Raw genomic sequence first — 13,662 nt, 5'->3', positions numbered from 1 at the left:
AGTTGGAATGTAAAGTTAATTATTTAGAACTATATTTGTATATTAAAATAAAAAATCATGTTTACCAGTAAAGCCAATAAAATATTTCAAGACGTTATTGAAAAATATCACGTTATAAATAGCGTAGATCAACCATTTATAAACGAATACGATAAAGACTCTCATTTATTAGAACATTTACTATATAGAAAATGTTGGATAGATACAGTGCAATGGCATTACGAAGATATTATTCGCGATCCACAAATAGATCCTGTTGCAGCGCTAAAATTAAAACGTCAAATAGATGCCTCTAACCAAGACCGAACAGATATGGTTGAATATATCGACAGTTATTTGTTAGAACGCCATAACGATGTTGTTGTTAAAGAGACTGCAACTATTAATACAGAAAGTCCAGCTTGGGCTATAGATAGGCTTTCTATTCTTGCTTTAAAAGTGTATCATATGAAAGAAGAGGCGACAAGAACAGATGCTTCAGATTCTCATAAAGCGGCTTGCCAAAAAAAACTAGATATTTTACTAGATCAACAAGTCGATTTGTCCTCAGCAATAGATACGCTATTACAAGATATAGCTGTTGGAGATAAGTACATGAAAGTGTATAAGCAAATGAAAATGTATAATGACGATGAGTTAAATCCTGTTTTAAGAGGACAGAAGTAATTTATGCCTGCCAAGTCAGGAATATCATCTACACGATGGCGTTTTTGCTATACAAAGCAAGTATTTTAATATGCCAAAACCAAAACACATCTTAGTTATTCGTCTCTCTGCAATGGGAGACGTTGCTATGTGTGTTCCTGTTTTACGTGCTTTTACACTACAACATCCTAAGGTTAAACTTACTGTTTTAACGAGACCATTTTTTAAACCGTTTTTTCAAGATTTAGAAAATGTAACAGTCTTTGCTGCAGACTTAAAAGGAAAGCATAAAGGTATTATCGGGCTTTTTAAACTTTCTAGAGAACTAAAGCATCTTGGAATAAATCAAGTTGCAGATTTGCACAATGTTTTAAGAACTAAGATTTTAAAGTTTTTTTTCTTTGGAAAGACTTTCAAGCAAATAGATAAAGGCCGAAACGATAAAAAAGCTTTAGTTTCAGGAAAATTATTTCAGCAATTAAAAACAACACACGAGCGGTATGCAGATGTGTTTAGAAACTTAGGCTACACTTTAGCGCTCAGTAATCCTACTTTTCCTAAACAATTAAAACTTAAAGATAGTACGCAAACACTGTTAGTAAAAGATAATAAACACTGGATAGGTATTGCGCCTTTTGCTCAATACCAATCTAAAATGTATCCATTAGATTTATTAGAGCGTGTTATTCAAGAATTATCTAAAACACATAAAGTTATTTTATTTGGTGGAGGACCAGAAGAAATTAAAACATTAAATAGTTTTCAAAATAAATATGATAATGTTATTAATCTGGCAGGAAAATTAACTTTAACTGAGGAGTTGCAAGTCATTTCAAACCTCGATGTTATGCTATCTATGGACTCTGGAAATGCACATATTGCTGCAATGTTAGGAAAAAAAGTAATAACGATTTGGAATGTTACACATCCATTTGCTGGTTTTTCGCCATTTAATCAACCACAATCACATAATATACTAGCTAATAGAGAGCAGTTTCCATTAATACCAACCTCTATTTATGGAAACAAGTACCCTGAACATTATAAAGAAGCCTCACGAACTATTGCACCTGAAACTGTTATAAAAAAAATAGAATCTGTTTTATAAAAACAAATTCTATTTTTTAAGACTTAAACACTAACAGAGTGCTTTTTAAACATCATCATAATCTACAACAATTTTTGAGCTTGTAGGATGCGCTTGGCAAGTTAACACCAAACCTTCTGCTACTTCATTATCTGTTAAAATATTGTTTTGCCTCATGGTCGCTTCGCCTTCAGTTATTCTGGCAATACAGCTACTACAAATACCACCTTGGCAAGAGTAAGGTGCATCTATATCTTTATCTAAAGCAGCTTCTAAAATAGTTTGAGATTGTGACATTACAAACGTTTCCTCTTCGTCGTCCACAATTACTTTTATTTCAGTTTCTCCTTTATTTACTGAGTTTTCAATCGCTTGCTCTGTTTTAGCAACTTTAAAAAGTTCGAAAAATACTCGGTCTTTAGAGATGTTATTTTGGGTTAATACATCTTTTACAGTATGTATCATGGCTTCAGGACCACAAAGGTAAAAAGCATCTATAGTGGTGTGCTTGTATTTATTTTTTACAATAAGATTTACAGTGCTTTTTTCAATACGTCCAAATAAAGCATCAGGTTCTTGCGCTTGACTAAATACAAATTTTATATAGAAACGATCCTTGTAATTGTGGTGTAGTTTAAGCAACTCATTAAAAAAGATAGTGTCTTCACTTGTTTTATTACCATAAACCAAAATAAAAGTGCTGTTAGGCTCTTCTTCTAAAACTGTTTTTGCAATACTTAATACAGGAGTAATACCGCTTCCAGCAGCAAAAGCAGCTACAGTTCTTGTTTTAGAACTATCTGGAGTAAAAGTAAATCGTCCTTGAGGTTCTGCAACGTCTATGGCATCTCCTTCTTTTAAGGTGTTATTTGCGTATTTAGAAAACGTGCCATGTTCTACTTCTTTAACAGCAACAGTAAGTTCTCCACTTTTTGGTGAGGAGCATAAAGAGTAATCTCTACGCACTTCTTCGCCATTAATTACTGTTTTTAGCGTAATATATTGTCCAGCAATAAAGCTGAAATTTTGTTTTAGTTGCTCTGGAACAGAAAAAGAAATAGTTACACATTTATCGGTTTGACGTAAAATGTGTTTAATAGATAATGTATGAAAATGGGCCATGTTTTGTTTTTTTTGTAAAAATAGTGAAGCTTTAAACTAATAAAAATGAATTAAGAAAAAAATAATACCTAAGTATTTTATGCATAAGAAAATTATGTATATTTGAGCCATGAGTAATTCTAAATTATATAAAGGCAGTTTAACTACTATTATTTTAAAACTTTTAAACGAAAGTGATAAAATGTATGGTTACGAAATAACCCAAAAAGTTAAAGAACTAACTAAAGGTGAATTAAAAATAACAGAAGGCGCCTTATATCCAGCGTTGCACAAACTAGAAGCTGACGGGTTGCTTGATGTTGAGGTGAAAAAAGTAGATAATCGCTTGCGTAAGTATTATAAAATTACAGAAAATGGAGAAAAAGAATCGAGTCATCAACTAAGTGAATTAGCAAGTTATATTGCAACTATGCAAGCATTAGTTAATCCTAAATTAAGTTTAGAATAATGGTTAAATTAAGTTTAAAAGAAATACGGTTTATTGAAAATTACCTCATTAAAAACGAAGTAAAATATTGGGACGTACGTTTAGAACTCTTAGACCATATCATTAATTCAGTTGAAGAAAAAATGACTAATAAAGGTCTTTCTTTTAACGCAGCACTTCAAGAAGTACATCAAGGTTTTGGAAACAATTTAAAAACTTATGTTATTTATAACCATAAATTAATGAAATCCGGTTTATATGCAGATAAAAAAGGATTTGAAAAATTTACAAAACAAAAGCAGAAAGAATTAGGAAGAAAATATAGAAATCAAGCGATTAAAACCTTTAAAAACAATATGTTAAACTATAAGTTTATAGTTGAATATCTAGCTTTCTCTGGTCTCGTTTTAACTGTTTTTCAGTATTTCCCTAAAATTACAGTATTTAGCGGGTTATTAATTTTAATGCTTCCTACATTTTATGGGTTTTACCATACGTTTGAAGAAAAAGCTCTAAAAAAGTCCCTAAGCTTTAATATGGTTGGCACTTTTTCTATATTATACTGGAGTATTTACAACCTAGGATTACAATCTCTTACTTTCTTTTACGAAAAAACCGAGCCTAAACCTTATGAGTTTTTTGTAATTATGTTGGTCATTATGTATCAATTTCTAAGATCCTCAATGAATTTGTATTTAAAAATCCTAAAAGAAAATAAAGCGCTTTATAAATTGAAATTATCTTAAATGAAAATATCACAAATTCAAATACAAAATCTATACACTTTTACAAGAAAACACTATGTAGAGTATTACGATTTACAAACCGAATTGGTAGACCATCTTGCAAACGATATTGAAGCCATGTGGCAAGAACAACCACAGCTGTCTTTTGAAGAAGCCAAAACTAAAGCCTTTAAAAAATTTGGTGTTTTCGTATTTAGGCCTCATAGCATTAAACATAGTGTCAATACCGCCTGTTGGAATTACAAAAACATCTTCAATTGGTGTTTGGAGCACCTATAAAAGCTATACATTAATTAAAGTATTTAAACATAAAAATAAAAAATGGATGCTTGAAGATATAATTTTTAGACAAGCTGGAGGAACCGTTTTAGTGTTTTAGCTCAAATTCATGTTTTCTTTACCATTTCAGATTCTCCTATAACTAATAGTTATAAAATTGGTGGACTAGCTTTAGCTTTTACCGTTTTGGTTTTAATAAGCTATATAAGTCTAGAATTACTTCCAAGTAAAGCAGAAAAGTTACTAAAAGATACCTGTCCAGAATTTTATTTGTAACAAATGGACTACTTTTAATACTTACCTTTGTAACGAACCAAACTTAAAATCATGCTCAAACATTTTATTAGCCTAGAATGGAAGTCTTTTTTTAGATCTGCCTCTTTTAAAGTAAATCTTGTGCTTAAAATATTTATGATTATAGGAGCCTTTTTTATGCTTTTATATGCAGTTGGAATAGGCATAGGTGCTTACTTTATAATAGAAGAATTTGTAGATCCAAATCCTTTAAAAGTAATTAATAAGTATCTTATTTTTTATTTAGCTGTAGATTTAGTGATCCGGTATTTTTTACAAAAAATGCCAATTGTCAATATTAAACCGTTGTTGTATTTACCGTTGCAGAAAAATCAAATAGTAAGTTTTGGTATTAATAAAACCATTATCTCTTTTTTTAATATTCTACATGGTTTCTTTTTTATTCCGTTTTCTATTGTTTTAATTCTAAAAGGAGGCCACGAATTTGTTAATGTTTTAGGATGGCATTTAGCTTTATTAGGTTTGTTCTTCTGTAATAACTTTATCAACATCTTTGTAAATAGTAAAGACGTTGTATTCTATTCTATAATAGGCATTTTAATTACTTTAGGAGGTTTAATATATTATGATATTTTTGATATTACTGTTTATTCAGCACCAATTTTTCAAGCCTTTTTCGATAGACCTTATTTGGCAATAATTCCATTAGTTTTAGCATTTGTGCTTTATAAAATGGCCTTTAGTTATTTTAGAAAAAACTTTTACCTTGATGCAGGATTAGCAAAAAAAGTAGACATTGCTGAGACAGATAATATGTCTTGGTTAGATCGTTTTGGTAGTGTTTCAACCTTTTTAAAAAACGATATAAAACTTATAAAAAGAAATAAACGTTCTAAAACTACAGTAATCATGAGCGTTGTTTTTATTTTTTATGGCTTGTTATTTTTTACAGGAGCTGTAGAAGTCTACGATGGCCCTTTTTGGCGTGTTTTTGCTGGAATTTTTATTTCAGGAGGCTTTCTGTTTAGTTTCGGGCAATTTGTACCAAGTTGGGATAGTGCATACTATCCGTTAATGATGAGTCAAAATATTCGTTACAAAGAGTATTTAGAATCAAAATGGTATTTAATGGTTATTGCAACTATAGCATCAACACTTTTAGCATCCTTTTACCTTTATTTTGGTTGGCAAGCTTATGCAGCAGTTGTTGTTGGAGCTATTTACAATATAGGTGTAAACTCTCATGTTGTACTTTGGGGAGGCGCATATATTAAAACTCCAATAGATTTAACATCTAACAAAAAAGCTTTTGGAGACAAAAAAGCCTTTAATGTAAAAACCTTATTGTTAACTATCCCAAAATTAGTATTACCAATGATAATCTACGCTGTAGGACATTTTATACAAGGAGAAATGCTAGGTTTTGTATTGGTTGCCGTTTTTGGTTTATTTGGCTTTTTGTTTAAAAACAAAGTCTTCGAAATAATAGAAAAAATATACAAAGCAGAAAAATATAAAACTTTGGCTGCCTACAAACAAAATAATTAATAGTGCAATGATAACAACTACAAACCTTTCAAAATCTTACAACGGTGTAACGGTTTTAAACATAGAAAATTTAGACATTCCAAAAGGACAAAGCTTTGGTTTAGTTGGTAATAATGGTGCTGGAAAAACAACGTATTTTAGTTTGCTTTTAGACCTTATTCAACCTACAACAGGACATATAAAAAACAATAACGTTTTAGTTAGCGAAAGTGAAGACTGGAAACCATTTACTTCAGCTTTTATAGACGAAACCTTTTTAATTGGCTACTTAACAGCCGAAGAGTATTTTTATTTTATTGGCGAACTTCGAGGACAAAATAAACAAGAGGTAGATGCGATTTTAGCACAATTTGAAGATTTTTTCCATGGCGAAATTCTTAAACAAAAAAAATATTTAAGAGATTTAAGTAAAGGAAACCAAAAGAAAGCAGGTATTGTTGCCGCACTTATTGGTAATCCAGAAGTTATAATTTTAGACGAACCTTTTGCAAATTTAGATCCAACAACACAAATTAGATTAAAAGGGATTATTAAAGATTTAGCAAAAACTCAAGGTGTAACGGTTTTGGTGTCAAGTCACGATTTATTGCACGTTACAGATGTTTGTGAGCGTATTGTAGTATTAGAAAAAGGTGAAGTAATTAAAGATCTAGCTACAAGTGAAGCTACTTTAAAAGAATTAGAAGCTCATTTTTCTGGAGTTACAGAGTCCTAAACGAATTAAAACTTTTAAAACCTAATACTTGCTTTTCTAGAATTTCTTATCGTTTTTTCGCTAAAACTCAAAAAGATGCTTATTTTTACGTGCTTATCTAATAGCTAACAATATTCGTTTAAGTTTAAAGTTATGTATTAGACTAAATACAACACCGTTGAAAACAGTAAAAAAACACATACTATTTATAGCAGTTTCTGCCTTAGTTATAACAGGCTGTTCGCGTAAAAAAAACAGCTTTATCACTAGAAATTTTCATGCGGTAACTACAGAATATAATGCCTTGTTTAATGGATATAACGCTCTAGAGCAAGGAAGAAAAACTTTAAATGATGCTTACAGAGATAACTATTGGGAAATCTTACCAATAGAGCGTATGCAAGTTTCAGAAGAACTATTCATGCCTGGAGAATCTAAAAATCCAAGCTTTAATACTGCAGAAGAGAAAGCTGTAAAAGCCATACAGAAACATGGTATGAATATTCAAGGTAAAGAGTACAATCCACAAATAGACGAAGCGTATTTACTTTTAGGAAAGGCACGTTATTTCGACCAACGTTTTGTGCCAGCATTAGAAGCATTCAATTACATTTTATATAAATATCCAGCAAGTAGTAATATTAATCAAGCTAGAATTTGGAGAGAAAAAACTAATTTACGTTTAGAGAACAATGAGTTAGCTATTAAAAATATTAAAACACTTACAGAACAAGTAGAGTTAAAAGGACAGGACTTAGCAGATGCTACTTCTACAATGGCACAAGCCTATATTAACACACAGTCTCTGGATAGCGCATTAGCCCAAATTAAAATTGCTGCAAACGCAACAAAAAAGCGTAACGAAGAAGGCAGATATTACTTTATAGAAGGCCAGCTATACAATGCTTTAAAAGATAAAGACAGTGCAAACTTAGCGTTTGATAAAGTAATAGATTTAAATCGAAAAATCCCTCGTAAATACCTAATAAGTGCTCACGTTGAAAAAGCAAAAAATTTCGATTACAACAAAGGAAATAAACTAGAGTTTATAGAGTATTTAACAGATTTAGAAGAAGATCGAGAAAACAGACCTTTTCTAGATCAAATATACCATCAAGTTGCGCAATACCACTCTAATCAAAACTCAGATTCTTTAGCAATAGAATATTACAACAAGTCGCTTCGTACAAATTCTCAAGATAAAATCTTAATGGCAAGAAATTACGAGATTCTTGGAGACATGAGTTTCGATAACAATAATTATAAAGTTGCAGGAGCTTATTTTGATAGTACGATGACTAAAATGGTTAAAAACAGTAAGCCATATCGTATTATTAAACGTAAAAGAGAAAATCTAGACGATGTTATTTATTACGAAGGTATAGCCGAAGTAAACGATAGCATAATTCGTTTAGTAAATATGAGTAATCCAGAGCGACAAGCTTATTTTGATGATTATGTTGCAAAATTAAAGCTAGCAAAAGAGGCAGAAGCAGAACGTTTAGCAATAGAAAAACAAAAAGCAGGTTTGGCTCAAAATAACGCAGGCAAAAATCCTGGAAACATTGTTAATCCTAAAAATGGAAACACAAATACTTCATCATTTTATTTTTATAATGACCAAACGGTTGCATATGGCAAAAACGAATTTCAGCGTATTTGGGGAGACAGAGAAAATCAAGATGAATGGAGATGGTCAGACGGTTCAAGAAACACAAAATCAGAAACAGGCTCTAATACAGATTTGGCAAGTACAGAAGGCGATAAATTCTTAGATTCTAATTTTTATTTAGAACAAATTCCTTCAGATAAAAAAGTAATAGACAGTATCTCTAAAGAGCGTAATTTTGCCTATTACCAATTAGGATTAATTTACAAAGAGAAATTTAAAGAGTACGACTTGGCTAAATCTAAGTTTACAAAGGTGTTAAAAAACAATCCAGAAGAACGCTTAATATTACCTTCAAAATACAATTTATTTAAAATAAACGAAATTTTAGAAAATACTGCAGATGCAGAAATACTTAAAAACGACATTATTACTAATTACCCAGAGTCGCGTTACGCACAAATTTTAAGCAATCCTGAAACAGCTTTAGCTAAAGACGATAGTAGTCCAGAAAGTATTTATGAAGACACGTATAGACAGTTTGAAGCTCAAGAATTTGAAGCTGTAATAAAAAAATGCGAACTGTATGCTAGTACTTTTGAAGGAGACGCTATTGTGCCTAAATTTCAATTATTAAAAGCTTTTGCGCAAGGTAGATTGCAAGGTTTTAATGCCTACAAAAAAGCGTTAAACGATGTTGCAGTAAATTATGCAAATACAGAAGAAGGTGTACAAGCACAATCCATTATAGATAAGTCTTTAAAAGGATTAGAAAAATCAGAATTTCAAGACGATGCAAGCGCAACCAAGTGCAAAGTAGTCTATCAATTTGCAAGTTCTGAAACAGAAGAAATGAATGCTTTTAAGAAAACTTTAGACGAGACACTATTTGAAGCTAATTATAACAATATGTCTACTTCTATAGATGTTTACGATAAAGACAAAACATTTTTAGTAGTACACGGATTAAGAAGTATAGAGACAGCAAAAGCGTTTAATGCCTTATTTACTCAAGAATTACGAGAAAAAATTGAGCGTCCATATTTTGGAATATCAACTAATAATTATAGAATTATTCAAATTCATAAAAACCTACAAGTATACACAACTAACCTATAGTTCGCCTAACCCTAAATTTAATAGCAATGTTTTCTGAAAATAAAAAAAATAAACAAAACGAAAACTCTTCAATTCAAAACATAATAGCAAAAGGCACCAAAATTGTTGGAACTTTTTATAGCGAAGGAGATATAAGAATAGATGGTATTATAGAAGGAGATGTATTAACTTCAGGTAAAGTTGTAGTTGGAAAAACAGGAGAAATACATGGTTCTTTAGAGAGTTCTAATGCGTATTTTGAAGGTAAATTAATAGGTCAACTAAAACTCACTGGCACACTAACTTTAAAATCTTCTGCATATATTGAAGGAGATGTAATCACTGAAAAATTAGCAGTAGAACCTGGTGCAACTTTTAACGTCTCTTGCGTGATGAAAAGCACTGTAAAAGATTTTAAAAGTGAAAAAGAAACAAAAAAAATCGCTTAATCCATATTTAAGGTTTACCTCTGTAGCTTTTCAAATGGGAGGAGCTATCTGGTTAGGTAATTTTTTTGGGAATTGGTTAGATACAAAATTTAACACCACGTATTGGGAAAATATAATGACATTATTTGTAGTATTTGCTGCAATGTATTTAGTAATAAGTCAAGTTTTAAAAATCTCTAAGGACAATGATTAAGCAAATTGTTCTCTATTTTATCTCTTTTTTGAGCTTGTTTCTTGTTGTTTTTTTTATTCACGATTTCATTTTAAACAATTCAAAAAGCTACTTGCCTTTTTCTCTTTTTCAAATGTATAGCTTTCATTTCTCTGCGTCCTTTATTATAGTCTCTGTTTTCTTGCTCCTTTCCAAATCTATTAAATGGGCTTCACAATTAGGCTATATTTACATGTTTACATTTTTTACTAAGATTATGTTCTTCGTTTTAATTTTCAAAAACAGTATTCTTGGCGACAAAAATTTAACCAAATTAGAAGGCTTAAATCTACTAATACCAGTTTTTTTATTTTTATTTCTTGAAGTCTATTTTATAGCTAAGATTTTGAACAAAAAACAGGATAAAAAGTTATTAAAGAAAAATTAATTTTATTTTCAAATAATTACCTACCTTTGCACGGAATTTAAAAACACAGTTTTTTTGATTTTTTTAACAATGAAGGTAGCTAAACAAACTTTTAAATTTTTCGTCCTTTTATCTATGCTTTTTACAAGTGCTTTTGTAATGGCTGACACAACCATTAATGATGGTAAATCAGATGGTGGTCAAGTAGATACAAAAAAGGAAGTTGAAGATTATATACTTCACCATATTCAAGATTCTCACGATTTTTCATTGTTCTCTTACACAAGCGATGAAGGTGAGCGTAAACATGTAGGATTTCCTTTACCAGTAATTTTATGGTCTAGTAATGGATTAGCAACATTTATGTCTTCAGAGTTTCATCACAATGATGATGGAAGTGTAATTGTAGAGAAAAACGGTTCTAAGTTTGTAAAAATTCATTCAAAAATCTACGAATTAGATGCAGGAGCGACAACCGTTGCTTACGATGCAGATCATCATGCAACAAATGCACACAAAGTGTTAGACTTTTCAATCACTAAAAGTGTAGTTGGAGTTTTACTTATTGGTTTATTTATGTTGTTTGCGTTTTCAAGATTAGCAAAGCAATACAAAACAAAACAAGTACCAACAGGTTTTGGAAGAGTATTAGAACCTCTTGTGCTATATGTTAGAGACGAAATAGCAAGACCAAATATAGGCGAAAAGCACTACAGAAAATTCACAGGTTATTTATTAACAGTATTCTTTTTTATATGGTTATTAAATCTAGCAGGTTTAACACCTTTAGGTTTTAATGTAACAGGTCAACTTGCGGTAACAGCATGTCTAGCTATTTTTACATTAGTAATATATACGGTTAGTGGAAACAAAGACTACTGGATGCACATATTGTGGATGCCAGGAGTACCTGTCTTAATTCGTCCAGTATTGGCAATTATAGAATTAGCAGGCGCTTTAGTAATAAAGCCGTTTTCATTATTAGTGCGTTTGTTCGCAAACATTTCAGCAGGTCATATTGTGGTAATGAGTTTAATAGCAATTATGTTCACCTTAAAAGAATCTTTAGGAGTCGTTGGTGCAACAGGATTGTCATTAGTATTATCATTTTTTATAACATTAATTGAGGTTTTAGTAGCTTTTTTACAAGCGTATATCTTTACAATGCTTTCAGCGTTATTTATAGGTATGGCAGTAGCAGAGCACGAACATCATTAATACATTTTGTTTAATTAATTAAAGTCAAATTATTATGGAACCAGTAACTTACAATTTAATTGGAGCAGGTTTAATCGTAATCGGAGCAGGAATTGGTCTTGGTCAAATTGGTGGAAAAGCAATGGAAGGTATTGCTAGACAACCAGAAGCAACAGGAAAAATCCAAACAGCAATGATTATTATTGCAGCACTTTTAGAAGGTTTAGCATTCGGTGCTTTATTCTTAGGAAAATAAGCAGCAATCAAACTTTAAAACACAAATCTGCAACGGTTGGTTGCAGGTTGTGTTTTTAAAATTAAACAAACAAAACTTTAAATACATTTAGAAATGGATAAGTTATTAAATGATTTTTCGCCAGGATTATTTGTAGTGTCAACAATACTATTGTTAGCATTAATAGCCCTAATGGTAAAATTCGCGTGGAAACCAATTCTTAATTCTTTAAACGAAAGAGAAGAAGGCATACAAGATGCATTAGATGCTGCTGAAAAAGCAAAGTTAGAAATGCAAAATCTTCAAGCAGATAACCAAAAGTTATTAAACGACGCAAGAGCAGAGCGTGAAGCTATGCTTAAAGAGGCACGTGAGATGAAAAACACAATGATTGACGATGCTAAAGCAGAAGCACAAACACAGGCAAACAAAATGATTGCTCAAGCGCAAGCAGCTATAGAAAGCGAAAAGAAAGCCGCAATGGCAGAACTAAAGAGTCATGTTGCAGGATTATCTATAGATATAGCAGAAAAAGTAGTGCGCCAAGAATTAACTAACAAAGACAAGCAATTAGCATTAGTTGATTCTTTATTAGGAGAAGCAACACTTAACTAGTAGTTATGGGAGGATCAAGAGCAGCAATACGTTACGCAAAAGCAGTGTTAAGTTTAGCACAAGATCAAAAAACAACTGATGTTGTTAATAACGATATGAAGCTAATAGCAAAAACTATTGCAGAAAATATAGAGTTAAGTGATGTGCTTAATAGTCCTGTGGTTAGTCCTTCAATTAAAAAATCTGCATTATTAGAAATTTTTAAAGGCATAAACCCTTTAACTGCTAATGCAATAGATACTTTAATGTCTAATAAAAGAATTGCTTTACTTCCAGAAGTGGCTAAGCAATATTCTGTTTTATTCGATAAATTAACAGGTACAGAACTTGCAACAGTAACCACAGCTCTACCGCTAACAGAAGATTTAAAGGTAAAAGTTTTAGCAAAAGTTAAAGAACTCACAGGAAAAGAAGTTGCGGTAGAAAATATTATAGACGAAAACATCTTAGGAGGTTTTGTTCTAAGAGTTGGGGATTTACAATACGACGCAAGTATTTTAAATCAACTAAGCAAATTAAAAAGAGAATTTATATTAAACTAAGATATTTATATCTAAATAAATAATAAGATGGCAGAAGTAAAACCAGCTGAGATATCAGCAATCTTAAAACAACAATTATCAGGATTTGAAGCATCTGCTTCACTAGACGAAGTTGGATCAGTATTAACCATTGGGGATGGTATTGTACGTGCTTATGGATTGTCAAATGCACAATATGGAGAATTAGTAGAATTTGATGGGGGGCTTGAAGGAATTGTTCTTAACTTAGAAGAAGATAACGTTGGTATTGTATTATTAGGGCATTCAAAAGAAGTAAAAGAAGGTTCAACTGTAAAACGAACTGGACGTATCGCATCTGTTAATGTAGGTGAAGGTATTGTTGGTCGTGTGGTTGATACTCTAGGAAATCCAATTGACGGTAAAGGACCAATTGCTGGAGAAACATATGAAATGCCATTAGAGCGTAAAGCACCTGGTGTTATTTACAGAGAACCAGTAACAGAGCCATTACAAACAGGAATTAAAGCCATTGATGCCATGATTCCAGTTGGTAGAGGACAACGTGAGTTAGTAAT

The 13,662-nt window shown here is 31.3% G+C and carries 16 protein-coding genes and 1 pseudogene; 16 read left to right on the top strand and 1 reads right to left on the bottom strand.

The genetic code is table 11. The features are described from left to right. The first annotated feature begins 57 nt into the window (after positions 1 to 57). Both P8H50_RS05955 and P8H50_RS05950 read left to right on the top strand, forming a co-directional pair. Positions 58 to 666: a DUF4254 domain-containing protein gene (locus tag P8H50_RS05955; RefSeq protein ID WP_300206616.1), complete on the top strand. Its 609-nt coding sequence runs from the start codon at positions 58 to 60 to the stop codon at positions 664 to 666. 70 nt (positions 667 to 736) lie between these two features. Then, a complete protein-coding gene (locus P8H50_RS05950) occupies positions 737 to 1,753 on the top strand; it encodes a glycosyltransferase family 9 protein (RefSeq protein WP_300206614.1) in 1,017 nt (338 codons plus the stop codon). A 45-nt stretch (positions 1,754 to 1,798) separates the two neighbouring features. Here P8H50_RS05950 and P8H50_RS05945 read toward each other — a convergent pair whose 3' ends face one another. Next, positions 1,799 to 2,854, bottom strand: a complete 1,056-nt coding sequence (locus tag P8H50_RS05945; RefSeq protein WP_300206612.1) for a ferredoxin--NADP reductase — start codon at positions 2,852 to 2,854, stop codon at positions 1,799 to 1,801. Between the two features lie 109 nt (positions 2,855 to 2,963). On the opposite strand from P8H50_RS05945, the gene P8H50_RS05940 reads away from it, so the two are divergent. The 14 genes and pseudogenes from P8H50_RS05940 to P8H50_RS05880 form a co-directional block, all read left to right on the top strand. Continuing rightward, positions 2,964 to 3,302, top strand: a complete 339-nt coding sequence (locus P8H50_RS05940) for a PadR family transcriptional regulator (protein ID WP_300206610.1) — start codon at positions 2,964 to 2,966, stop codon at positions 3,300 to 3,302. Continuing rightward, on the top strand, positions 3,302 to 4,027 hold the full coding sequence (locus P8H50_RS05935) for a hypothetical protein (RefSeq protein ID WP_300206608.1): 726 nt from the start codon (positions 3,302 to 3,304) through the stop codon (positions 4,025 to 4,027). Before P8H50_RS05940 ends, P8H50_RS05935 begins: the two co-directional genes overlap by 1 nt. Then, on the top strand, positions 4,028 to 4,306 hold the full coding sequence (locus tag P8H50_RS05930) for a hypothetical protein (RefSeq protein WP_366900958.1): 279 nt from the start codon (positions 4,028 to 4,030) through the stop codon (positions 4,304 to 4,306). It abuts the gene before it with no gap. Positions 4,307 to 4,633: 327 nt separating this feature from the next. Further along, positions 4,634 to 6,109 (top strand): DUF5687 family protein, encoded by a 1,476-nt coding sequence (locus P8H50_RS05925; protein ID WP_300206606.1) that lies wholly within the window; start codon positions 4,634 to 4,636, stop codon positions 6,107 to 6,109. A 7-nt stretch (positions 6,110 to 6,116) separates the two neighbouring features. After that, complete coding sequence (locus P8H50_RS05920) at positions 6,117 to 6,824, top strand: ABC transporter ATP-binding protein (protein WP_300206604.1); 708 nt, start codon at positions 6,117 to 6,119, stop codon at positions 6,822 to 6,824. A 157-nt stretch (positions 6,825 to 6,981) separates the two neighbouring features. Further along, the gene (locus P8H50_RS05915) at positions 6,982 to 9,531 is read left to right on the top strand and encodes a tetratricopeptide repeat protein (RefSeq protein ID WP_300206602.1); all 2,550 of its coding nucleotides are present in this window, start codon (positions 6,982 to 6,984) and stop codon (positions 9,529 to 9,531) included. A 26-nt stretch (positions 9,532 to 9,557) separates the two neighbouring features. After that, entirely contained in the window at positions 9,558 to 9,959 is a 402-nt protein-coding gene (locus tag P8H50_RS05910) for a polymer-forming cytoskeletal protein (RefSeq protein ID WP_300206600.1), read from the top strand. Further along, a complete protein-coding gene (locus P8H50_RS05905; protein WP_300206597.1) occupies positions 9,931 to 10,152 on the top strand; it encodes an AtpZ/AtpI family protein in 222 nt (73 codons plus the stop codon). Before P8H50_RS05910 ends, P8H50_RS05905 begins: the two co-directional genes overlap by 29 nt. Then, positions 10,145 to 10,558, top strand: coding sequence for a DUF6168 family protein (locus P8H50_RS11040; RefSeq protein WP_366900957.1), 414 nt, complete (start codon positions 10,145 to 10,147; stop codon positions 10,556 to 10,558). Before P8H50_RS05905 ends, P8H50_RS11040 begins: the two co-directional genes overlap by 8 nt. Positions 10,559 to 10,627: 69 nt before the next feature. Then, positions 10,628 to 11,755, top strand: coding sequence for a F0F1 ATP synthase subunit A (atpB, locus tag P8H50_RS05900; protein ID WP_300206595.1), 1,128 nt, complete (start codon positions 10,628 to 10,630; stop codon positions 11,753 to 11,755). Between the two features lie 34 nt (positions 11,756 to 11,789). Beyond that, positions 11,790 to 11,990 (top strand): ATP synthase F0 subunit C, encoded by a 201-nt coding sequence (gene atpE / locus P8H50_RS05895; protein WP_092465958.1) that lies wholly within the window; start codon positions 11,790 to 11,792, stop codon positions 11,988 to 11,990. 93 nt (positions 11,991 to 12,083) lie between these two features. Then, on the top strand, positions 12,084 to 12,584 hold the full coding sequence (locus P8H50_RS05890) for a F0F1 ATP synthase subunit B (RefSeq protein ID WP_300206592.1): 501 nt from the start codon (positions 12,084 to 12,086) through the stop codon (positions 12,582 to 12,584). Between the two features lie 5 nt (positions 12,585 to 12,589). Then, the gene (atpH, locus tag P8H50_RS05885; protein WP_300206590.1) at positions 12,590 to 13,126 is read left to right on the top strand and encodes an ATP synthase F1 subunit delta; all 537 of its coding nucleotides are present in this window, start codon (positions 12,590 to 12,592) and stop codon (positions 13,124 to 13,126) included. A 27-nt stretch (positions 13,127 to 13,153) separates the two neighbouring features. Next, a pseudogene (locus P8H50_RS05880) lies at positions 13,154 to 13,662 on the top strand (F0F1 ATP synthase subunit alpha); the annotation flags it as partial.

The organism is Lacinutrix sp., from assembly GCF_029238095.1.
Classification (GTDB): Bacteria; Bacteroidota; Bacteroidia; order Flavobacteriales; family Flavobacteriaceae; genus Lacinutrix.
This window is presented reverse-complemented; position numbering and strand designations above follow the sequence as displayed.